Origin of the sequence: Mesorhizobium sp. NZP2234 (assembly GCF_013170765.1) — a bacterium.
In the GTDB taxonomy this organism is placed as follows: domain Bacteria; phylum Pseudomonadota; class Alphaproteobacteria; order Rhizobiales; family Rhizobiaceae; genus Mesorhizobium; species Mesorhizobium loti_D.
Genome location: NZ_CP033364.1, coordinates 5,256,248 through 5,278,347, shown reverse-complemented (window position 1 = coordinate 5,278,347; position 22,100 = coordinate 5,256,248). Strand labels below are relative to the sequence as shown.

At 63.1% G+C, this 22,100-nt stretch carries 22 protein-coding genes; 14 read left to right on the top strand and 8 right to left on the bottom strand.

The genetic code is table 11. The features are described 5' to 3' along the window. Positions 1–17: 17 nt before the first annotated feature. Positions 18–458, bottom strand: coding sequence for a hypothetical protein (locus tag EB230_RS26065; RefSeq protein ID WP_172374196.1), 441 nt, complete (start codon positions 456–458; stop codon positions 18–20). A 177-nt stretch (positions 459–635) separates the two neighbouring features. On the opposite strand from EB230_RS26065, the gene EB230_RS26060 reads away from it, so the two are divergent. From EB230_RS26060 to EB230_RS26050, 3 genes are all read left to right on the top strand, one after another. After that, entirely contained in the window at positions 636–1,610 is a 975-nt protein-coding gene (locus EB230_RS26060) for an L-threonylcarbamoyladenylate synthase (RefSeq protein ID WP_172374195.1), read from the top strand. Positions 1,611–1,619: 9 nt separating this feature from the next. Further along, positions 1,620–3,050 carry an FAD-binding oxidoreductase gene (locus EB230_RS26055; RefSeq protein ID WP_172374194.1) on the top strand — a complete coding sequence of 477 codons (1,431 nt, stop codon included), beginning with the start codon at positions 1,620–1,622 and terminating at the stop codon, positions 3,048–3,050. Between the two features lie 184 nt (positions 3,051–3,234). After that, positions 3,235–3,801 carry a DUF6101 family protein gene (locus EB230_RS26050; RefSeq protein ID WP_056564066.1) on the top strand — a complete coding sequence of 189 codons (567 nt, stop codon included), beginning with the start codon at positions 3,235–3,237 and terminating at the stop codon, positions 3,799–3,801. A 96-nt stretch (positions 3,802–3,897) separates the two neighbouring features. On the opposite strand, the gene ubiA is transcribed toward EB230_RS26050, so the two are convergent. Both ubiA and EB230_RS26040 read right to left on the bottom strand, forming a co-directional pair. Next, entirely contained in the window at positions 3,898–4,881 is a 984-nt protein-coding gene (gene ubiA, locus EB230_RS26045) for a 4-hydroxybenzoate octaprenyltransferase (protein ID WP_172375164.1), read from the bottom strand. A gap of 67 nt (positions 4,882–4,948) precedes the next feature. Further along, the gene (locus tag EB230_RS26040; protein WP_056564063.1) at positions 4,949–5,860 is read right to left on the bottom strand and encodes a LysR family transcriptional regulator; all 912 of its coding nucleotides are present in this window, start codon (positions 5,858–5,860) and stop codon (positions 4,949–4,951) included. A gap of 90 nt (positions 5,861–5,950) precedes the next feature. Here EB230_RS26040 and EB230_RS26035 point away from each other — a divergent pair, with 90 nt between their 5' ends. Next, positions 5,951–6,772, top strand: coding sequence for a phytanoyl-CoA dioxygenase family protein (locus EB230_RS26035; RefSeq protein ID WP_056564061.1), 822 nt, complete (start codon positions 5,951–5,953; stop codon positions 6,770–6,772). A gap of 153 nt (positions 6,773–6,925) precedes the next feature. After that, positions 6,926–8,203: a phosphoribosylamine--glycine ligase gene (purD, locus tag EB230_RS26030; protein ID WP_056564057.1), complete on the top strand. Its 1,278-nt coding sequence runs from the start codon at positions 6,926–6,928 to the stop codon at positions 8,201–8,203. 17 nt (positions 8,204–8,220) lie between these two features. Here the strand turns inward: purD and EB230_RS26025 are convergent, their stop codons facing one another. Then, positions 8,221–9,318, bottom strand: a complete 1,098-nt coding sequence (locus EB230_RS26025) for a glycoside hydrolase family 25 protein (protein ID WP_056564054.1) — start codon at positions 9,316–9,318, stop codon at positions 8,221–8,223. Positions 9,319–9,563: 245 nt separating this feature from the next. Beyond that, positions 9,564–11,003, bottom strand: a complete 1,440-nt coding sequence (locus EB230_RS26020) for a caspase family protein (RefSeq protein WP_056564045.1) — start codon at positions 11,001–11,003, stop codon at positions 9,564–9,566. Positions 11,004–11,432: 429 nt separating this feature from the next. Between EB230_RS26020 and EB230_RS26015 the strand changes: the two genes are divergently transcribed. Beyond that, positions 11,433–12,533, top strand: coding sequence for an autotransporter domain-containing protein (locus tag EB230_RS26015; RefSeq protein ID WP_246738848.1), 1,101 nt, complete (start codon positions 11,433–11,435; stop codon positions 12,531–12,533). A gap of 66 nt (positions 12,534–12,599) precedes the next feature. Here EB230_RS26015 and EB230_RS26010 read toward each other — a convergent pair whose 3' ends face one another. Then, the gene (locus tag EB230_RS26010; RefSeq protein ID WP_056564040.1) at positions 12,600–12,836 is read right to left on the bottom strand and encodes a hypothetical protein; all 237 of its coding nucleotides are present in this window, start codon (positions 12,834–12,836) and stop codon (positions 12,600–12,602) included. A 213-nt stretch (positions 12,837–13,049) separates the two neighbouring features. Here EB230_RS26010 and EB230_RS26005 point away from each other — a divergent pair, with 213 nt between their 5' ends. Both EB230_RS26005 and EB230_RS26000 read left to right on the top strand, forming a co-directional pair. Then, positions 13,050–14,819, top strand: coding sequence for an acyl-CoA dehydrogenase family protein (locus EB230_RS26005; protein WP_172374192.1), 1,770 nt, complete (start codon positions 13,050–13,052; stop codon positions 14,817–14,819). Between the two features lie 19 nt (positions 14,820–14,838). Continuing rightward, positions 14,839–15,588 carry a crotonase/enoyl-CoA hydratase family protein gene (locus EB230_RS26000; protein WP_056564031.1) on the top strand — a complete coding sequence of 250 codons (750 nt, stop codon included), beginning with the start codon at positions 14,839–14,841 and terminating at the stop codon, positions 15,586–15,588. A 7-nt stretch (positions 15,589–15,595) separates the two neighbouring features. On the opposite strand, the gene pdxH is transcribed toward EB230_RS26000, so the two are convergent. Further along, positions 15,596–16,213 carry a pyridoxamine 5'-phosphate oxidase gene (gene pdxH, locus EB230_RS25995; protein WP_056564028.1) on the bottom strand — a complete coding sequence of 206 codons (618 nt, stop codon included), beginning with the start codon at positions 16,211–16,213 and terminating at the stop codon, positions 15,596–15,598. A gap of 40 nt (positions 16,214–16,253) precedes the next feature. Between pdxH and EB230_RS25990 the strand changes: the two genes are divergently transcribed. From EB230_RS25990 to EB230_RS25975, 4 genes are all read left to right on the top strand, one after another. Beyond that, the gene (locus tag EB230_RS25990; RefSeq protein ID WP_172374191.1) at positions 16,254–16,715 is read left to right on the top strand and encodes an RT0821/Lpp0805 family surface protein; all 462 of its coding nucleotides are present in this window, start codon (positions 16,254–16,256) and stop codon (positions 16,713–16,715) included. A gap of 100 nt (positions 16,716–16,815) precedes the next feature. Next, positions 16,816–17,745: a J domain-containing protein gene (locus EB230_RS25985; protein WP_056564023.1), complete on the top strand. Its 930-nt coding sequence runs from the start codon at positions 16,816–16,818 to the stop codon at positions 17,743–17,745. A gap of 105 nt (positions 17,746–17,850) precedes the next feature. Further along, entirely contained in the window at positions 17,851–18,669 is an 819-nt protein-coding gene (gene fabI, locus EB230_RS25980; protein ID WP_056564020.1) for an enoyl-ACP reductase FabI, read from the top strand. 51 nt (positions 18,670–18,720) lie between these two features. Then, positions 18,721–19,308 carry a histidine phosphatase family protein gene (locus EB230_RS25975; protein ID WP_056564018.1) on the top strand — a complete coding sequence of 196 codons (588 nt, stop codon included), beginning with the start codon at positions 18,721–18,723 and terminating at the stop codon, positions 19,306–19,308. A gap of 10 nt (positions 19,309–19,318) precedes the next feature. Here EB230_RS25975 and EB230_RS25970 read toward each other — a convergent pair whose 3' ends face one another. Continuing rightward, positions 19,319–19,579: a DUF1344 domain-containing protein gene (locus EB230_RS25970; protein WP_056564015.1), complete on the bottom strand. Its 261-nt coding sequence runs from the start codon at positions 19,577–19,579 to the stop codon at positions 19,319–19,321. 184 nt (positions 19,580–19,763) lie between these two features. Here EB230_RS25970 and aroC point away from each other — a divergent pair, with 184 nt between their 5' ends. Together aroC and ribB are read left to right on the top strand one after the other, a co-directional pair. Further along, on the top strand, positions 19,764–20,870 hold the full coding sequence (gene aroC / locus EB230_RS25965) for a chorismate synthase (RefSeq protein ID WP_056564013.1): 1,107 nt from the start codon (positions 19,764–19,766) through the stop codon (positions 20,868–20,870). A 100-nt stretch (positions 20,871–20,970) separates the two neighbouring features. After that, complete coding sequence (gene ribB / locus EB230_RS25960; RefSeq protein ID WP_056564010.1) at positions 20,971–22,071, top strand: 3,4-dihydroxy-2-butanone-4-phosphate synthase; 1,101 nt, start codon at positions 20,971–20,973, stop codon at positions 22,069–22,071. Positions 22,072–22,100 lie beyond the last annotated feature (29 nt).

Below are 22,100 nucleotides of genomic sequence, written 5' to 3'. Positions count from 1 at the left end.
CCAGCAATTTGTGGCCGCTACTTGACCTTGTTGGCCCCGGGAGCGGGCGTTGGTATGGCTGCCCGTGCGGTCGGCTTCTTCTGCGTGCCCGACGCCGGAACCGCCGAGGCGGTCGCCTGGGCTGGAGCAGGAGCGGGGGTGGCGGTCGTGGCAGGTGCCTTGACTAGCGTCGGTTTCGAGAAGTCGCCGCCGGCCACGCCGCCACGAATGATCATCGGGCCCTGTATGAAACCGTGCCGTGGCTCGGGCGCGTTGGGGATCGCCGCCACCTTTTCATCAGTAACCTCGGGTTCGCCGAGCTCGACGACGGACAGCACGTCGCTTGCTCGGATGCCGTCCGCCTTCACGACAAGGATGGAGGGCGTCGCGGCCGGCGCGCCGGGAAAGACAAGTGACGAGGCCTGAACTCCGCCGCTCAACGCCGCCAGAGTGATCCCCAACAGGATACGCACAGACACGATGACCACTCCCCTTTGCCCAGGCCCTGACGGTAGCGGACCGGAATTGATGCCGGCTTTCGCGAAAACGTAGCATTTTAGGAATTGATAATTCGCCAAGACCCTCTCTTGCCCAACAGCCGGCTTGCCCAATAGCCGCCATCGTACTACGCAGCCGGCATCTGCGAGGTGACGAGAGTGGCTGAGATACTTGCCGTCGACGAAGCGTTGGAGCGGGCGCTGGCTCTGCTTCAGGGCGGCGATGTCGTGGCCATCCCGACGGAGACCGTCTACGGGCTTGCCGCCGATGCCACTAACGGCATCGGCGTGGCGCGCATCTTCGAGGCCAAGGGGCGGCCGCGTTTCAATCCGCTGATCGCCCATGTCGCTGACATGGCGATGGCCGAGCGCATCGCAATATTCGATCCGCTGTCGAGGAGACTGGCGCAGTCGTTCTGGCCGGGTCCGCTGACGCTGGTGCTGCCGCAGCGGCCCGGAAACGGCATCCATCCGCTAGTCACGGCCGGGCTCGATACGATTGCCTTGCGCATGCCGAGGGGCTTTGGCGGTGACCTCATCGCAAGACTCGGCCGGCCACTTGCCGCGCCCAGCGCCAACTCATCCGGCAAGATCAGCGCGACGACCGCACAAGCAGTGGCGGCGGATCTCGGGACGCGCATCAAGCTGGTGGTCGATGCCGGCGCGACGCCGGTCGGGCTGGAATCGACCATCGTCAAAGCCGAAGGGGCAGGAGTGCGCTTGCTTCGGCCAGGGGGCGTCTCCGCCGAGGAAATCGAAGCGGCCATTGGCGTGAAACTGTTTCGTGGCGGTGCCGCCGGCATCGAGGCGCCGGGCATGCTTGCCTCGCACTACGCGCCGGGGGCAGGGGTGCGGCTCAACGCCGGAACGGTAGGCAAAGACGAAGCCCTGCTCGGCTTCGGGCGCCAGCGGGCCGAAGGCTGGCGTGATGCCGCAGCGTTCCTCAATTTGTCTGAAACCGGTGACCTGCGCGAAGCGGCAGGCAATCTTTTCGCCTATATGCAGGAACTTGACCGCAGCGGCGCGCGCACCATCGCCGTCGAGACGATTCCATTCGACGGGCTTGGCGAGGCCATCAACGACCGGCTCTCGCGTGCCGCCGCCCCTCGTGACAATGTACAGCCCGCACCGTAGTTTTCCCACATGACCGACATTTCGCAAAAACTCGATCCCGCTCTCATCGATCGCTTCGCCGCCATCGTTGGCGAAAAATACGCGCTGCGCGACGAGCAGGATATCGCGCCCTATCTCATCGAGCGGCGCGGGCTCTGGCATGGCGTGACATCGCTGGTGCTGCGGCCGGGCAGTGTCGACGAGGTCAGCAGGATCATGCGGCTTGCGACCGAGACGGGAACGCCGGTCGTGCCGCAAAGCGGCAACACCGGCCTGGTCGGCGCCCAGGTGCCGGACAGATCCGGCCGCGAGATCATCCTGTCGCTGTCGCGGCTGAACCGCATCCGCGAGATCGATGTCCTGTCGAACACGGTCACGGCGGAGGCCGGCGTTATCCTGCAGACGCTGCAGGAGGCGGCCGACGCCGCCGACCGGCTGTTTCCGCTGTCGCTCGCCGCGCAAGGCTCCTGCCAGATCGGCGGCAACCTGTCTTCCAATGCCGGCGGCACCGGCGTGCTTGCCTACGGCAACGCGCGCGAACTGTGCCTCGGGGTCGAAGTGGTGCTGCCCACGGGCGAGGTGTTCGACGATTTGCGCAAGCTGAAGAAGGACAACACCGGCTACGATTTGAAGAACCTGTTCGTCGGCGCTGAAGGCACGCTTGGCATCATCACCGCCGCAGTGCTCAAACTGTTCCCCAAGCCGAAAGGGCGCGAGGTCGCATTCGTTGGGCTGTCGTCGCCCGAGGCGGCACTGGCGCTGTTCAGCCTGGCGATGGACCGCGCCGGCGCTTCGCTCACCGCCTTCGAACTGATCGGCAAGAGACCTTACGATTTCACCCTCAGGCATGGTCAAGGTGTCGTGAGGCCGTTGGCCGAAGATTGGCCCTGGTATGTCTTGATGCAGGTTTCCTCAGGCCGCTCGGATGCCGACGGCCGGGCTCTGATCGAGGAGGTGCTGGCGGATGGTCTCGAGCAAGGCATCGTTGGCGATGCCGTGGTCGCGGCAAGCCTTGCCCAGGGCGACGCTTTCTGGAATTTTCGCGAGACGCTCCCAGAATGCCAGAAGCCGGAAGGCGCTTCGATCAAGCACGACATTTCGGTGCCGATAGCATCGATCCCCCGGTTCATCGAACAGGCGGCCGGCGCGGTGGCATCGGTCAGCGCCGGTGCCCGCGTGGTCTGCTTCGGCCATATGGGCGACGGCAACCTCCATTATAACATCTCGAGGCCGCTCGAGGGCGACGACGAGGCGTTTCTCGCCCTTTATCATCCCATGAACAAGGCCGTGCATGATGTCGTGCGGTCCTTCCACGGTTCGATCTCCGCCGAGCACGGCATCGGCCAGTTGAAGCGCGACGAACTGATCGCCACCGCGCCGCCGATGGCCATCGATCTGATGCGCCGGGTGAAGGCTGCCTTCGATCCTGCCGGCATCATGAATCCCGGTAAGGTTATCTGATCCTTTCAACAGCTTGTGCCCGGTGGCATTCCGATAACCATCCCTGAGATCAGCAAAATTTAACCGACTTTCTTAAGCGCGGCGGTAAGGAGCCCACGCTACTGTTTCCCCATAACGAGGCCGGGAAAACTGGCCCGGAGAGAACCGGACACCGGCTCTCAGGAGACAGACAGGAAGGCACTCTATGAACACTGGACTGAAGCCAGTCTGGGCGGGACGCAACATGCGCCTCGACCCATTCCGCCTGCCGCAGGTGGTTAGCTACGCCACACGCGACGACTATGGCGACGTGACCTTCACCATTGACCAGCGCGGCGCTGTGATCCGTCGCATGCTTGAGATGAGCGGCGTGCCGGCGATCATCGCACTGCCCGCCAATGCGTTCCGCGGCGTTGCCGCCCGCGCGATGGAGGATCCGGACGGCAACGTCACGGTTACCCTCGAACTCCTTCACAACGACCCCATGCTGTCGGTGCCTCTGCTGGTGGCCGACGACCTCGATGATGTCGCCGCCGACTGGCGCGCCTGGGCCGATGCCTACCGCCTGCCGATGCTCCTGATCGAATCGGATGGCGTTGCCCGCACGCTGGAGGAATCGCTCGGCGCCGCCATCAAGACGCTGCCGCCGCAGGATCGCCGCAAGGGCCGCATTTCGACCACGCGCCGCCCGCGCTTCCTCGCCCGCCGCAGGGCCGGCAACCTTGGTCTCAGGCTGGTCATCGGCGGCCAGGAGATCATTTCAAGGGATTGAGAAGCGTTTCGCGCAGCGAACGAAAAGCCAATTGCTTGGCTTTTCGAGCTTCGAACGGCCTGAGCCTGCGAAGGGCTGGGGCGCGGAAAAAAGTCACTACACCAGCGGCTTCAGGGCCACCCACAATGCGCCGCCGATCAGGCCAAGGAAGATCAGCCAGCCGACCTGGTTGTTCGACCGGAACAGCCGCAGGCATTGGTCCGGATCGTTGATATCCAGAACCGCGATCTGGCGGGCCATGTGGGCGCCGGCGGCGATCAATCCCGCCAGCGCCACCACTGGTGCCTGCGCCGAGGCGAAGGCGATGGCGAAGCAGACCAGCGTGCCGCCATAAAGCCCCGCCAGCCACGCCTTGGTGTTGTCGCCGAACAGCCGTGCCGTTGAACGCACGCCGACAATGGCGTCGTCTTCCTTGTCCTGATGCGCATAGATCGTGTCGTAGCCGATCACCCACAGGATCGAGCCGATATAGAGCATGATGGCGGGGCCATCGAGATCGCCGAACTCGACCGCCCATCCCATCAGCGCACCCCAGGAAAAGGCAAGGCCTAGGAACAGTTGCGGCCAGTTGGTTATCCGCTTCATGAATGGATAGATGGCCACGATCGCCAGTGAGCAGACGCCGAGCAGAATGGCGAAGCTGTTGAACTGAAGGAGCACGGCAAGGCCGACCAGGGCCTGCAGCACAAGGAACAGCCAGGCCCGCCGCCGCGTGGTCTGGCCGGACGGCAGCGGGCGCGAGCGGGTGCGCTCGACCTGGTTGTCTATGCCTTCGTCGACGATGTCGTTGTAGGTGCAGCCGGCGCCGCGCATGGCGATGGCGCCGACCAGGAACAGCACGAGATACCATGGCGCCGGCAGCAGCGAGAGCAGCGGGTCGCCGGGGCGCGGATAGGCGCTCGCCGCGAGCGCCGCCGACCACCAGCACGGCCACAGAAGCAATTGCCAGCCGATCGGCCTGTCCCATCGCGCAAGTTGCGCATAGGGCCAAACCGCGCGCGGCAGCACGCGGTAGACCCAATGGCCGTTCGGCGCATCGGCGACACGGCCCTGGGCCGCTTTCGATTGGATAGGTTCCATGTCCATGGAGTGGCAGCAGGCGCGGAACCCGTCAAGCGGCAAGCGGACGAGGGGCGACTGTCACCCGTCATGAGGTAAAGATATCGCGGGTCGAAGACCAGGATTTTGCCGCCTCGACGAACGCGAGTGCCGCGTTCGACACGCGCTGATGCGTGTCATAGGTGAGAATGATCCGCTGCATCGGCAGCGGGTCCGACAGCGGCTTGCAGATCAGGGGCAGGCCGTCGTAGCTGCGGTCACCATGCGGCCGGGTGTAGCTGACGGCGACACCAAAACCGTTCGCCACCATGCTGCGCTGGAGTTCGAACGAACTCGTCGCCTTGTCGGCCACTGGCGAGAGACCACGGCTGCGGAACAGATCGAGCATATGCTGCCAGCTCTGCGGCTGGTTCGTGGTGATCAGCGGATAGGCGGCCAGATCCGCGAGGCTCACTTCGGGGCGACCCGCTAGAGCATGGCCCGCCGGCAACAGCGCGTGCGGTCGCAGTTCGTGCAGCAGGATGCGGGCGAAATGCGTGGGCAGACCGAGATCGTAGCTGAGCCCGAGATCGATGGCTGCGTCCGCCAGGCGTCGTCCGAGCGTCTCGAATGTCTCGTCGCGAACGATGACGTCGACACTTGGATGGCGCTCGGAGAAAGCGCGGATGAGACCCGGCGCGAAATAAGGCGCCAGATCCTCGAAACATCCAAGCACCAGCTCGCCGCCGATAACTGAATTGCCCGAACCGAGACTCATGAGTTCATCGGTCTCAGCAAGAACCTGTTTTGCCTTCGCCACGACGACACGGCCGAACGAGGTCAGCGAAACGCCGCTTCCGCGCTGGCGCACGAACAGTTTTTGGCCGAAATCCTTTTCGATGGCGTCGATAGCCACCGAAATCGACGGCTGCGAGATATTCAGAGTTCTGGCCGCTCCGGTGACGCTGCCGTGGCGGGCGACAGCGACCAGATAACGCAACTGGGTGAGGGTGAGGTTCATAGTTTCAGTCTATATGTCAGATGAGAAGTTATTATTTTACTGAATAAGCGATCGTTGCGATAGTCGTCTCGATCCTGAAAGGAGGACACAATGGCTTCCCAGACTGCTGCCCACGCAATCGACACCGATATCATCGACGCGGATATAATTGCCGACTACCAGCGTGACGGCGCAGTCTGCATTCGCGGCGCCTTCAAGGGTTGGGTCGACACGATTGCCGCCGGCATCGAGCGCAATATGCAAAACCGCAGCGCCACCGCGTCCGACATCGCCAATGGCAAGGGCAGTTTCTTCGACGATTACTGCAACTGGGAGCGTATTCCCGAATTCGTCAGGGTGGTGCGCGAATCGCCGGCCGCCGAACTGGCGGCGGCGGTGATGCAGTCGCGCACCGCGCAGTTCTTCCATGATCATGTGCTGGTCAAGGAACCCGGCACCCAGAAGCCGACACCCTGGCATCAGGATATCCCCTATTATTTCGTCGATGGCCAGCAGACGGTGAGCTTCTGGATCCCCATCGACCCGGTAAAGGAGGCGACGCTGCGCCTGATCGCCGGCTCGCACAAATGGGACAAGATGATCCTGCCTGTGCGCTGGCTCGACGACAGCAATTTCTACGCCGGCGAGGGCGACTACCTGCCGGTACCCGATCCCGACAACGATCCGTCGATGAAGGTTCTTGAATGGGAGATGGAGCCAGGCGACGCCATCTTGTTCGACTTCCGCACAGCGCACGGCGCGCGCGGCAACCCGACCGCGGCACGGCGCCGGGCGCTGTCGCTGCGCTGGGTCGGCGACGATGCCCACTATGTCGAGCGGCCGGGCCGCACCTCGCCGCCCTATCATGGTCACGGCATGCAGCCGGGCCAGAAATTGCGCGAGGACTGGTTCCCGGTGGTTTTTCCCGCCTGAAGCGGGCTAGAAAATCGGCGGCGATGGCCGGCGCCGGGTTTCGGCCGGGATAACGTTCCCGTGTGCAATTTTGATCAAAACACCCTGGTGTCTTGACCCGTCGCCCGGAGAGCAATAGCGGGTGCTCTCCAGGGTTTGCATCAAGAGGTGGCCATGAACGTTCTTCTTCTCGGCTCCGGCGGCCGCGAACATGCGCTTGCCTGGAAGATCGCCGCCTCGCCGCTGCTGACCAAGCTCTACGCGGCCCCCGGCAATCCGGGCATCGGCAGCGATGCCGAGCTGGTGAAGCTCGATATCACCGATCATGCCGCCGTGGCCGCCTTCTGCCGGGAGAAAGAAATCGACCTCGTGGTGGTCGGCCCGGAAGGGCCCCTCGTCGCCGGAATTGCCGACGACCTGCGCGCGGAAAACATCCGCGTCTTTGGGCCTTCGAAAGCCGCCGCGAGGCTGGAGGGTTCGAAGGGTTTCACCAAGGATCTCTGCGCGCGATACAACATCCCGACCGCCGCCTACGGCCGTTTCGGCGATCTGGCCTCCGCCAAGGCCTATCTGGAGAAGACTGGTGCGCCGATCGTCATCAAGGCCGACGGGCTCGCCGCCGGCAAGGGCGTTACCGTCGCCATGACGCTGGACGAGGCGCTGGCGGCACTAGATGCCTGTTTCGAGGGATCCTTCGGCGCCGCCGGCGCGGAAGTGGTGATCGAGGAGTTCATGACCGGCGAGGAGGCGAGCTTCTTCTGTCTCTGCGACGGTACCACCGCACTGCCCTTCGGCACGGCACAGGATCACAAGCGCGTTGGCGACGGCGACGTCGGCCCCAACACGGGTGGCATGGGCGCCTATTCGCCGGCCCCGGTGATGACGCCTGAGATGGTCGAGCGCACCATGCGCGAAATCATCGAGCCGACGATGCGCGGCATGGCCGATCTTGGCGCGCCCTTCGCCGGCATTCTCTTCGCCGGGCTGATGATCACCGACAAGGGGCCGAAGCTGATCGAATACAACACCCGTTTCGGCGATCCGGAATGCCAGGTGCTGATGATGCGGCTGAAGGACGATTTGCTGGTGCTGCTCAATGCCGCCGTGGACGGCCAGTTGGCGCACACTTCCATACGCTGGCGCGACCAGGCGGCGCTCACCGTGGTGATGGCCGCGCGGGGCTATCCCGGCACGCCGGAAAAAGGCTCCGTCATCCGCGGCGTCGAGCAGGCGGCGGGCGAAGGCGCCCAGATCTTCCACGCCGGTACCGCCATCAATGGCGGCGCGCTGGTTGCCAATGGCGGCCGTGTCCTCAATGTCACGGCAACCGGAGCCACGGTCCGCGAGGCGCAGGCGCGGGCCTACGCCGCGCTCGACCGGATCGACTGGCCGGACGGATTCTGCCGTCGCGACATCGGCTGGCAGGCCGTGGCGCGCGAGCAGGCGAGCTGAAATTAGGGCGTAGCGGCCTATTGCTGACCGCGGTCGATTTCGGTCGAAGCGGTGCTGACCGGATCGGCCCCGGCGAAAGCGGCGTCGAGCTGCTCGGGCGAACGCTGTTCGGTTCGCTTCCAGGCGACATATTGCACAATGCCGAAGCCCGGCCTGCGCGGCACCGTCTTCACCACAGGCATGTGGAACCCGTCGCGGAATTTCGACCAGCGCGAACCGAGCACGGCGACCATTTCCTCGAACGTCGGAGGCGTTGCCACATCCGCATAGATCAGGGTCGCCTTGCCCGCGAGCGCTGCCTCGCGCGAGAGCGGCACCGGCACGCTGGCAAGATAGTCTGATGGCACGTCGATCAGCCCGCCAAACGGCCATTGCTGGCGCAGCGTGGCGGCATCGGTCGGCGCGACGTTGACGTCGATATCGTTGGGCGTGCCGGCAACCCTGTAGGGGCAACGGAAGCGGCCGCAATTGGCCTGCGCGGAAAATTGCCAGAGCGCATAGCCTTGCCAGTTGCCCATCGGAAAATGCACGTCGATATCAGGCCTGTAGCGCGCGTACCAAAGCGGCAGCCGCGACAGAAGCCGGTACTTGTAGCGATTGTCGGCGATGTACTGGGCCGTCTTGCCGTTGGTATAGAGCACCGGGAAGCGGCCCATGCGCCGATGCACCTGGCGCACGAACTCCTCGGCATCGTCGAGCGACATCCACTGCGAGGGATCGTTGCCCTCGAGGTCGAGAACCATGAGATCGTCCGGCGCGGGATCGGCAAAATCGAGGAAATTGTTCGCCTGCTCGACCGGATTGCCGGGGCGGGCCAGGTGATAGGCGCCCCACTTCATGCCGAGCGCCTTGGCCACGACCCGGCGCGTCTGGAACAGTTCGCGGGTCACCGCATGGCGTTTCCACAGCGCCTTGCACAGCTTCACGTCTGTATCGCTGCCAGAACAGAAATAGGGCGGCGGCATGCCGTCGGAAGCCTTGTTGATGAATCCGACGATGCGCTTGTCGGTGGCAAGTTGCGCCCAGTCGATGGAATTGTATTCATAGGCATCGACCACCAGGGCGCGGTCGGCATTCTTCCACGGCTCGGAGAAATTCGAAGCCTGTGCCGCCATCGACAGCCCCAAGGCCGCCGCGAAAGCCAGAGGCGTCAGTGCGTGTCGCCAGAAAATATACAGAGGTTTCAGAGAAGCGGCATGCCCAGGGAAAAAGGGTCTGGCGAGCGTTGGCACAGCGCTCTTTGAACGGCGATGGAAACGCCTTTGCAATTTCAAAACAGGGAATCCCCGTTGATCAAAGGCAAATCCTGAACCGTCATGGTTAAGGAATGCTTCTCGATGCTGGGGCAGCCCGTGCCAGATTAGAACACACCGCCAATCCCAATACCGCCACTGATGTCGGGAGGGGGCGCGGCGGGACGCGACGATGGCGATCGTGAGGGCGTGGAGGCCTTTCTGCTCGGCGCTCCCTTTTTGCGCAGAGCGGTGTCCGAGGCGACCTTCGCCGGTTTGACTTTCACGATGACCGGATCCTTGCAGACGCGGCCGGAGTGCAGGAAGAGATCGCCCAGAAGTTCAACCGTTGGCTCGGTCGCCGACGCGGCCCGCTTGGTGTTCTTGTAGTAGGTGTTGAGAGCCTGGACCGAGTGCTTGCCCCAATCTCCATCGACCGTCATGCGATAGCAGCCCAAGCGGCGCAATTCCGTCTGGATGTTGCGTGCGAGGTCGGTCGCTTTCGCAGGGTCCGGCTCGCCTGCCGACGTGCCGACGATCAATGTTTCAAGACCGGAAACCACGCTTTGCCGGGCTCCTTCAAGGCTGGCAAGCTGCGTACCTGCCGGTTCCGGTGAAGCGCCGGGCGGGACTGAAATCTCGGCCGATCGCAATGTCTGTCCCACGATAAGCACGGCGGTCTGCAGGTCGTTGGAAGCAAGCTCGAGCTGCAGTTTTTTCTTGGCGGCCGGGTCCGACAGAATGCGAGACAGGCTAGCGCTCAACTGAGCCGGGTCGAGCTCTTGTTGCTCGGTGAAATAGAACTGCTCGCGAAGGTTCGACTGGTCCCACGGAACCTGACGACCTGCGGTGAGTGCCTCTGTCTCGTTGCGAACGCGGATCATCATATCCGAGATGCTGAGCCCGGGAATCTCAACATTCCTCAACAGGGCCGTGGTAAAGGGGCTGTTGTCTCCCGAGCCATCGGCCGTGATGTTGCCTGGCTGGGTCGCGAAGGCGACAAACGTGTTTTCGCCCACTTCGACCTGGGCAAGGCCATCCATGACGCTGGCGCCCTTGCCGACCGGGTTGTTGCGGCAAGCGTCGAGAAAAATAAACGTCTGCCTCTCCCGGTTGGAAAACTTTGCGATCACGTCGTTTAGCCTGATCGCGCCCGCGGTCAGTTTTTCCAGGGTTTCAGGATCGGGTGTATCGACGGGCAGGAGATAGTTCTCTCCCTGCAACTGAACGCCGTGACCGGCGTAGAAGATCACCACGGCGCTGGCGGTTGCGAGTTTGCTGTCGGCGCTGTCGAAGAGCTTGGCAAACCCGTCCGACGAAAGGTCGAGCCCCGTCAGCACGTCGAAATTCAGCCTCTTCAGACTCTCGGAGAGTTGTGTGGCGTCGTTTACCGCATTGGTCAGATGTTGAAGGCGGGCGCTTTGGTAATGCGAATTGCCAATGATGATGGCAAGCCGCTTGCTTGGCTTTGATGCAAGCACTTCCTCGACCGCGGCTTGGGCGGCCATCGAACCGAAAAACACGACCAGCAGAACTGCAGCGAAGTGCCGGAAGAAACTGTGGGTCATGTCACGGGCTCGTTTCAGCTGCGACAACGTTCGCGCCGTCGAAGTGTCCGTCCGGCTGATGCGCCGCCCCCTTGGGCGCCGGAAACCCGTATCTCCGAAGACCGCTGAATTTTACACCACAAACCGCCTCAAAGAAAGGGCGAGGGTCTCGCGACCCGCGTTTGATCGGCCAAGCGGGACGGCGCTAACCATCGTCTTATAAGCGCTTCAAAAGACTCGTTTGGCAAGGACCGCGGCCGCGCCGGCATGCGCAAGCCGATTCGACGCTCGAAGCCATATCTTCCCAGGGCATAGCCTGTTATAATCACCATAGTGCAGTCGCAGTATGTTGAGCGCGCACGCTGAGGCTGGATGGATATTTTGAATATCGTCGGCGAATTGCATCCCTGATTATTATTGTCTTACTTGTAATAAAGAGGGGAAATGACAATGACAGCAAAGAAATGGTATCTTGACCCCGTCAACGCGATTGCGCTCTCGATCGGTGCCCTGGCCGTCCTCCTGCCTTCCAAGGCCGCCGCCTGCATCTTCGTTGGCGAGGGAACTGTTCTGTCAGGGCAGTGCTATCTCAACGGCATAGCCAATGGCGCGGTTGTCGACACGTCCCTGGATGCGCTTCTGAGTGTTGTCGATAACGCGATCGAGTCGGATGTCGGCTCTGCGAGCGGCCCCGCGCAAGCTCTGTCGGCGCCGTTCGGCGTCTTCGCTTCGGGCCAGTTGGCGCACACGAAGCACGACGGCTTCACGATTTCACAGGGGCCGACCGTGATTACCGGACCGGACTTCGACGTTGACGAATTTTCCGCCGCGGTCAGCGTGGACTTCAATGCTGCAAAGCACTTCGGTTTCGACAATGAGCACGGACTGAACCTGGGGCTGTTTGGCGGTTATGCATCGGCCAGCGTAGACGCCAATGCGTTCGGTTTCTTTCCTCCCAACGGCGAAGCCACCAACAGAAGCGGTATGTTCGGCGGTTATGGGCTCTATCGTCGCGGCACCAGCTATATGCTCGTGGCGGCATCGGCGTTCCTCGGCAACACCGATGTCGAAAGCACAGGCCTTGGCTCCGGCACGTATGACACACAAGGCTACGCCGTGACGGGATCGGTCGGCCACATCTTCAACTTGACCGATCGGGTGCGCTTCGATCTGCGTGGTGGATTGCTTGGTGTTAGTTTCACCGGCGACGAGTACACGGACAGCTCTGGCGTTTCGTACGGAAAAAGCCGCCTGTCATTTGGCGCAATCAAGTTCGAACCTGGAGTTTATGCAGATTATCAACTCGGAAACGGTATGGTGATCAGCCCCTACGCGCGAGCCGATCTGCAGCAGCGCTTCGGCTATTCAAACACCGCGAGCGTATCCGGTATCGAGAGTGACTTCGAAGATGCGGACTTCTCGGCGGCGGTGTCGGCAGGCTTCAATCTGAAAATGTCCCAATCGACCACCCTCAGCAGCGAGATCCGGGGCAAGTGGTCCCAAGACAGTTCAACCGTCAGCGGCAAGCTGGGCGTAAAGATCGCCTTCTGAACATGGACGACCAGATGATCGTTTCGGTCGCCGGCAACGCAAGATGCTCGGCGGGCGGTTATGAGGCTAGCGCCGGATGCCGGGCGGAAATTCAAACGGGTCGGGCGCGGGCTCCTGCTGCAGCGTGCCTTCGGCGGCGCGCTTGCGGTGGTGGGCCAGCGAGCATTGCGGCGAGCACAATATGCCGCGATCCGACCAGTAGGCCGCACCATGTTCCAGCCTGCCCTCATGATACCAGAACCCGGGTGCGCGATAAGGCAGGCCGCATTCGATGCAGCGGTAGGCGTCGGGTCTGGCGAGCATGGGATGTTCCGGTCGGCTGATTCTGGTGTATCGCCGGTCGATTTGATCCGGCTTCGACGGAATTTAATACAGGCCGGCGCGATTGCAAAATCCGCGTGACAAAGTTTGACGTTTACGTAAAAAGACGATGGGAGACCGCCCAAAGGCGGATGGTTTTGTGGCGGCACTGGCTCTAGGGTCGGCGAGGCCGATGCATCAGGAGGATCGAACGGCATGTATCGGGCACCGGTCGAGGATATCGCCTTTACGCTGAAGCACGTGGCTGGGCTCAAGCAGGGGCTCGATGCCGGCGCATTTGGCGATCTCAGCGAGGATCTGGTCGATGCCGTTCTTGGCGAAGCTGGCCGTTTCGCCACCGAGGAAGTGGCTCCCCTCTACAAGATCGGCGACGAACACGGTGCGGTGCTGAAGGACGCTGCCGTCACCACGCCGCCCGGCTGGAAGGAGCTCTATCGCCGCTGGATCGATGGCGGCTGGAACGCGCTGTCCGGGCCCGAGGAATATGGCGGCCAGGCGCTGCCGACCCTGCTGGGCGTCGCCGCGCTAGAAATGTGGAATTCGGCCGCCATGGCCTTCGGCATCGGCCCGACGCTGACCATGGGCGCGGTCGAAGCGCTGGACAAGCATGCTTCGGAAGAGCTCAAGGCAAAATATCTCGAAAAGCTCGTCTCCGGCGAATGGATGGGCACCATGAACCTGACCGAGCCGCAGGCGGGCTCGGACCTCGCTGCCTTGCGCGCCCGCGCCGAGCCTGCCGGCGACGGCACCTACCGCATCTTCGGCCAGAAGATCTTCATCACCTATGGCGAGCACGATTTCACCGACAACATCATCCATCTGGTGCTGGCGCGGCTGCCCGATGCGCCTGCCGGGACGCGCGGCATCTCGTTGTTCCTGGTGCCGAAATTCCTGGTCGGCGACGACGGCTCGCTCGGCGTCCGCAACGATGTCTTCTGTTCCGGCCTCGAGCACAAGCTCGGCATCCATGCCTCGCCGACCTGCACCATGATCTATGGCGATGGGTTCCAGGGCGCCAAGCCCGGCGCCATTGGCTGGCTGATCGGCGAGGAGAACAAGGGCCTCGCCTGCATGTTCACCATGATGAACAATGCCCGCCTGGCCGTCGGCATGCAGGGGGTCGCCGTCGCGGAAGCCGCCACCCAGAAGGCGGTCGCCTATGCCAATGAGCGCCGCCAGGGCAAGGCGGCGGATTACGCCGGCGCCGGCATGGCGCCGATCGTTCACCACCCCGACGTGCAGCGCAATCTCTTGACCATGAAGGCGCTGACGCAGACGGCGCGGGCGATCAGCTATTCCTGTGCCCATGCGATCGACATGGCGCGGGTCTCGGACGGTGACCAGGCCGGGCATTGGCGTGATCGTGCCAATCTTCTGACACCGCTGGCCAAGGCATTTTCGACCGATGTCGGCGTCGAAGTGGCCTCGCTCGGCCTCCAGGTGCATGGCGGCATGGGCTTCATCGAGGAGACGGGCGCGGCAGCTCTCTACCGCGACGCGCGCATCGCGCCGATCTACGAGGGCACCAACGGTATCCAGGCGATCGACTTGGTCACCCGCAAGCTGCCGCTCGGCGGCGGCGAGCATGTGCATGGCTTCATTGGCGAACTGGCTGTGGCCGCCAACGCCGTGCGCACCTCGAACCTGCAGGGTTTCGGTCGCACCGCGGATGCGCTCGACGCAGCACTCGGCGATCTGACGCAGGCGACGCGTTTCCTGCAAAAACTGTCGGCGGACGGTCGGGCGGAGGAGGCGCTGGCGGGTGCGACGCCTTATCTCAGACTGATCTCGCTTGCCGCCGGCGGCGCCTATCTGGCGCGGGGCGCTCTTGCCGATCAGGGCCGCATCGGCCTTTGCCGCTTCTTTGCCGAAAACCTGCTCGGCGAGACGGGTGCCCTGAAAGGGCGTGTTGTCGATGGCGCGGAAAGCCTCGTGGCTGCCGGCAAGACGCTGATTTCAGTCTGACGTTCACAAGGAAAACACTGTGACAGACCATATCCTCGTCGAGCGCCAGGGCGCCATCCAGATCATACGCATGAACCGCCCGGACAAGAAGAACGCACTGACGCGCGCCATGTACGCCAAGATGTCGCAAACCTTGGCCTCGGGTGACGCCGATCCGGCGATCCGCGTCCATGTGTTCCTCGGCGTGCCTGGCGCGTTCTCCTCGGGTAACGACCTTGCCGATTTCATGGTCGTGGCCACGGGTGGCGATGGCGGCACGGAAGTCTGGGATTTCCTGATGGCGCTGGCCAGGGTCGAAAAACCCATCGTCTCCGGCGTCGACGGCATCGCGGTCGGCATCGGCACCACGATCAACCTGCATTGCGACCTGACCTTTGCCACGCCGCGCACTGTGTTCAGGACGCCTTTTGTCGATCTTGGCCTGGTGCCCGAGGCGGGATCCAGCCTTTTGGCGCCGCGGGTCCTGGGGCAGCAAGGCGCGTTCGCGCTGCTTGGCCTTGGCGAGGGCTTTTCCGCCGAGCGTGCGAAGGCCGCCGGCCTGATCTACGACGTGGTCGAGGAGGCTGCGCTGGAGGCCTCGGTGCTGGCGGCTGCCGGCCAGATCGCGGCCAAGCCGCCGCAGGCGCTGAAGATCGCGCGCGATCTCATGCGCGGCTCGCGCGACGACCTCGTCGCGCGCATCGGCGAGGAAAGCGAGCATTTCCGCGAGCGGTTGAAGTCGGACGAGGCGCGCGCGGCGCTCACGGCGTTCATGACAAGGAAGAAGTAGCAATTCCTCAGGGATAGAGCCGCGTCTTGTCCCAGCCGCCCTTGGCGTTGCGTGAAAAGACCACCCGGTCATGCAATCGGAAGGGTCGGTCGTGCCAGAACTCGATCGTCTTCGGCACGATGCGGAAACCCGACCAGTGTCTTGGCCGCGGAATCTCGCCGATGGCATAACGCGCCGTGTATTCGGCGACCGCCTTCTCCAGCGCGAAGCGGCTTTCGAGCGGCCGTGACTGTTTCGATGCCCAGGCACCGATGCGGCTGCCGCGCGGCCGCGTCGCATAATAGGCATCGGCCTCGGCGTCGCTGACGATCTCCACCGGGCCGCGAATGCGTACCTGGCGGCGCAGCGATTTCCAGTGGAAACACATCGCCGCCTTCATGCTGCCAAGAATCTCCTGGCCCTTCGCGCTCTCGAAATTCGTGTAGAAAACAAAGCCGCCTTCATCGAACCCCTTGAGCAGCACCATCCGCACATCCGGCATGCCCTCGGCATCGACGGTAGCCAGCGCCACGCCATTGGCGTCATTGATCTCGCTCTTGGTGGCGTCGTCCAGCCATGCGGCAAAGAGGCGAAACGGCTCGGCCGCCTCGGTAAAGTCACTGCTTGTTAACTCTGTGTCACTCATAGTTTTTCTCAAATTGTCACGAACCGGGGGAGGTTGCCGATTGTCGCGTATCGCGCAAGCTTTTGACAGCAGGCAATGGAGCGTTATCGCTTCGGCCAGCGCGAAAGCGGCGATCGTGGCAATCGCCCTGCCACTTGTTGGCTGTGGCGCAGGTGGATTCAGCCTGGAAAAAGCCGAAGTCGACCGCTCGATCCTGACCAGCAGCACCTCGGCTTCATCCGCCCCCGCCGATTCGGATCGCGACTCCGATCAGACGACGATCGGTAATGCGGTGTCCTCCGCCGATATCGAGCAACTCGGCGGCCGGGCCGTGCCGTGGGCGAATGCCGGCACCGGGTCGCGTGGCTCCATCACCGAGCTGGCGGAGTTGAAGGACAGGGGGCAGACGTGCCGCCGCTTCAAGGCCTCACGCGAAAGCTTTGACGGCGTTGCCATGTTCGAGGGTGAACTGTGCCTCGCCGGCGCCGGCGGATGGCGCATGCAGGGCTTCAAGGCGCTCTGACTTTCCGCTTTTGATATGACGGTCCGCCACTGGAATTTCTTCCTATGCGAGCGCATATAGGAGGCAAGTATGGACTCAACTCTTCTCCAGGGCAGAACGCATGCGCGACCCGTATGAGGTGCTGGGCGTTGCAAAGAACGCATCGGCCAAGGACATAAAATCGGCGTACCGGAAACTCGCCAAGAAACATCATCCGGACCAGAATCCGAATGATCCCAAGGCGAAGGACCGTTTTGCCGCGGCCAATCAGGCCTATGAGATCGTCGGCGACGAGAAGAATCGTGCCGCTTTCGATCGCGGCGAGATCGATGCCGACGGCAAGCCGCGCTTCCAGGGGTTTGAGGGCGCCGCCGGTGGTGGCGACCCCTTTGCAGGGTTTCGCCGCCAGCAAGGGGCCGGTGGTTCGCGATTCGAATTCCGGTCAGGGCGCCCGGGCGGCGATCCTTTCGACGGCAACAGCGATATTTTCAGCCAGATTTTCGGCGACGCCTTTTCCGGTGCGCGCGGCGCGGGCGCAGGCGACCGTCGCCAGCCGGCGACGGCGGCCGATCTGAACGTCACGCTCGACATCACCATCGAGGAAGCGGCAAACGCCGAAAAGGTGACGGCGATGTTTCCCGATGGCCGCAAGGTGGCTGTCAAGCTGCCGACCTTTGTCGAGGATGGTCAGACCATCCGGTTGAAGGGGCAGGGCGAGCAGGGGCCGGGCCAGCCTGGCGACGCGCTGGTCAAGATCCATATCCGCCGTCACCCGCGCTACCGCATCGAAGGCCGCGACCTGCATGCCGATCTGCCGGTGCCGCTGGCGGATGCGGTGCTGGGCGCCAAGGTACCGGTCGAGACGCCGACCGGCCGGCTCGCGGTCAACGTTCCCGCCTGGTCGAGTTCGGACAAGGTGCTGCGCCTGAAGGGGCGGGGTCTCCCGGAAAAAGCCGGCGGCCATGGCGACCTCTACGCCCATGTGCGCATCATGCTGCCGGAAGGCGGCGACAGCGCGCTGGAAACGCTGTTGCGCGGCCAAAAAGGCTGATCCGGCGCTTTTGTCCCCTGAACTGTCCGGTTTGAGCGCTTGAAGGGGCAGTGTGCCTGTGCGATAGGCACTCCACAAAGCACAAACCTTGCGGAGAGCGCTCACATGGCGGGTGGACAGGGCCTGATGGCCGGCAAGCGCGGCCTCATTCTTGGCGTCGCGAACAACAGGTCGATTGCCTATGGCATCGCCAAGGCCTGCGTTGATCATGGTGCCGAAATCGCGCTGACCTATCAGGGCGAGGCGTTCAAGAAGCGTGTCGAGCCGCTGGCGGCGGAACTCGGCGCCTTTGTCGCCGGCCATTGCGACGTCACCGACCCGGCGAGCCTCGACGAGGTTTTCGCCAATGTCGCCAAGCATTGGGGCAAGCTCGACTTCCTCGTCCACGCGATCGCTTTTTCCGACAAGGACGAGCTGACCGGCCGCTATGTCGAGACGACGCGCGACAATTTCCTGCGCACCATGGACATTTCGGTCTATTCCTTCACCACCATCGCCAAGCGCGCCGAAGCGCTGATGACCGATGGCGGCTCGCTGCTGACCCTGACCTACTATGGCGCCGAGAAGGTGATGCCGCACTACAACGTCATGGGCGTCGCCAAGGCCGCGCTCGAGGCTAGCGTGCGTTACCTCGCCGTCGATCTTGGCGCCAAGAAAATCCGCGTCAATGCCATCTCCGCCGGGCCGATCAAGACGCTGGCCGCCTCCGGCATCGGCGACTTCCGTTACATCCTGAAGTGGAACGAATACAATTCGCCGCTGAAGCAGACGGTCACGCAGGAAGAGGTCGGCGATTCCGGCGTCTATTTCCTGTCCGACCTGTCGCGTGGCGTCACCGGTGAAGTGCATCATGTCGATTCCGGCTATCACGTGGTCGGCATGAAGGCGGTCGACGCGCCCGATATTTCGACGGTCAAGGATTAATCCCTCCGCTCCTCCTCCGCCCAGGCCCTGGCCCGACCTCCGGAAGACCTGATGTACCCGCTGGTTTATATCGTGCGCCACGGCCAGACTGCGTGGAACGCCGAGTTCCGGCTTCAGGGCCAGGCCGACACCGACCTCAATGCCCTTGGCCGCGAACAGGCAACCGGAAACGGGCATCGGCTGGCCCAACTTGTCGGCGATGTCAGGGATTTCGATTTCGTCGCCAGCCCGATGCGGCGGACGCGCGAAACGATGGAGCGCATCCGCGCCGCGATGAAGCTCGATCCGCTCGCCTATCGAACCGATGTCAGGCTGGTTGAGGTCAATTTCGGCGATTGGCAGAGCTTTACCTTTGCCGAGCTCGAGACGCAGTCTCCCGGAGCAAGCCGGTCACGTGCCCTGGACAAATGGAATTTTCAGCCACCCGGCGAGGGGGCGGAAAGCTACCAGATGCTGCTCGAACGGGTGAAGCCTTGCTTCGACGAACTCGATCGCAGGACGATCTGCGTGACGCATGGCGGCGTCATGCGCACCCTGTTCCGCTTCGTGCTTGACATGGCCGAGGACGAGGCCGCGAACCTGGAGATACCGCAGGATCGCGTGCTCAAGCTCGAAGGGCATAGTCTGGAGTGGCTTTAAGCCGCCTGAGCTAGTTCGTGTCGCTGTCCGGCAACTGCATATCGGTCACGACATTCTCGCCATTGGTCACATCGTAAGCGATTACGATGTCCATGCCCGGCTTCAGGGAGTCGAGATCGGTTTCGGCGTTCAGCTTGTAGGATTTGCCGTCGTCCAGCGTCAGCGTCAGCGCATCCTTGTCGATCTTCTTGATCAGGCCCTCGGTCTGTCCGGCGAAGGCGGCGGTGGAACAAAGCAGCATGGCGGCAACAGCGCCAATCAGGGTACGCATGATTGTCCTCTTTGGTCATTGCGCCGGCACTGTGGCGGCGGATCCTCAACGGCGGATGGAAGAAAGCAGAAACCAGCCGAATGTGTCAAAACTTAAACGGCGGGGATGACAGTTTGACCACCGCAAAAAACGCCAATAGAAGGCAGGCTTCAACCGGCTCGACTGCCGGGCAGGGCAGTTTTCCATGTCTCACAACACGTTCGGCCACCTTTTCCGCGTCACCACCTGGGGCGAAAGCCATGGGGCAGCGCTCGGCTGCGTGGTCGACGGCTGCCCGCCGGGCATCCGCTTCACGCGGGATGAAATCCAGGCCGAACTCGACAAGCGCCGGCCGGGCCAGTCGCGCTTCGTCACCCAGCGCCGCGAGCCAGACGAGGTGAAGGTGCTGTCCGGCTTCGTCCTCGACGGGGACGGCCAGACGATGATCACCACAGGCACGCCGGTCTCGATGCTGATCGAGAATGTCGACCAGCGTTCGAAGGACTATGGCGAGATCGCACGCCAATACCGGCCAGGCCATGCCGACTACACCTATGACGTCAAATACGGCATACGCGACTATCGCGGCGGCGGCCGCTCCTCGGCCCGCGAGACGGCCGCGCGCGTTGCCGCCGGGGCGCTTGCCCGCAAGGTCGTGCCGGGCATGGTGGTGCGCGGCGCTTTGGTGTCGATGGGCGAGAAGTCGATCGATCGCGCCAACTGGAACTGGAATTTCATCGGTGATGCCGAGAACCCGTTCTTCACCCCCGATCCCGCTTCTGTTCCCGTCTTCACGCAGTATCTCGACGGCATCCGCAAGGCCGGTTCGTCAGTCGGTGCTGTGATCGAAATCGTCGCCGACGGCGTTCCGCCAGGTCTCGGCGCCCCGATCTACGCCAAGCTCGACCAGGACATCGCCTCCGGGCTGATGTCGATCAATGCCGTCAAGGGCGTCGAGATCGGCAACGGCTTCGAGGCCGCCCGTATCACCGGCGAACAGAATGCCGACGAGATGCGCATGGGCAATGACGGCAAGCCGGTGTTCCTGTCCAACAATGCCGGCGGCATCCTCGGCGGCATCTCGACCGGACAGGCGATCATTGCGCGCTTCGCAGTCAAGCCGACTTCATCGATCCTGACGCCGCGAAAGTCGATCGACAAGGACGGCAACGACGTCGAGGTAATGACCAAGGGCCGCCACGACCCTTGCGTCGGCATCCGCGCCGTGCCGATCGGCGAGGCGATGGTTGCCTGCGCGATCGCTGATCATTATCTGCGGCATCGAGGACAGACGGGGAAGGGAGGGGGATGAGGCGGTAGGGCAGTATGTTACGCTGCCTGCCGAAACAGCCAAAACCCTCCCTTTCCCAACTGCCCTATTCCCTACTGCCCTGCGAGCCAAGCGAGCGCCCATGCCTTACGATCAAAAGAAGATTGTCGAAGCCATCCGAGCCTTCGAACGTGGCGAGATCGTCGTCGTCATGGATGATGACGGGCGCGAGAACGAGGGCGACCTGATCGTCGCCGCCGTCCATTGTACGCCCGAGAAGATGGCCTTCATCGTGCGCAACACCTCCGGCATCGTCTGCACGCCGATGCCGCGCGAGGAGGCCAAGCGGCTCAACCTGCAGCCGATGGTCGCCGACAATGATTCCGCCCACACCACGGCCTTCACCGTCAGCGTCGATTTCAAGCATGGCACGACGACAGGCATTTCGGCCGACGACCGCACGCTCACCGTGCGCAACCTCGCCAACGGCAATGTCGGCGCCTCCGATTTCGTCCGCCCCGGCCACATCTTCCCCCTGATCGCGCGCGAAGGCGGGGTGCTGATGCGTTCGGGCCATACCGAAGCAGCCGTTGATCTCTGCAAGCTCGCCGGCCTGCCGCCGATCGGCGTCATTTCCGAACTGGTCAATGACGACGGCACCGTCAAGCGCGGCCCGCAGGTGCAGGCTTTTGCCGAGGAGCATGGCCTCAAGCAGGTGTCGGTCGCCGACCTCATCGCCTATCGTCAGCGCAAGGAAACGCTGGTCGAGCGCGTCGCCTGCTCCGATATCGACACGCTCGGCGGCAAGGCACAGGTCTTCACCTACACGCTGCCGTGGGACACGATGCATCACGTCGCTGTCGTTTTCGGCGACATCCGCGACGGCGAGGACGTGCCGGTGCGGCTGCATTCCGAGGATGTGGTGACCGACGTCTTCGGCCCTAGCCATCGGTTGGACGGCATCATGAAGGCGATGGGCGAGCGCAAGCGAGGCGTCATCGTCTATTTGCGCGAGGGTTCCGTCGGCGTCGCGCATCAGGAACGCAAACGGCCTGCAAGCGGCGACCGCGAGGATCATGAAGAGGCCCGCCGGCGCGAGAACGAATGGCGGGAGATCGGCCTCGGCGCGCAAATCCTGAAGGACCTCGGCATTTCCTCGATCAACCTGATCGCCTCGCGCGAGCGCCACTATGTCGGCCTCGAAGGCTTTGGCATCCACATCGCGAAGACCGAGATTCTCTAGGCCATGTTGATATTCAGGAGGTCGGCCTG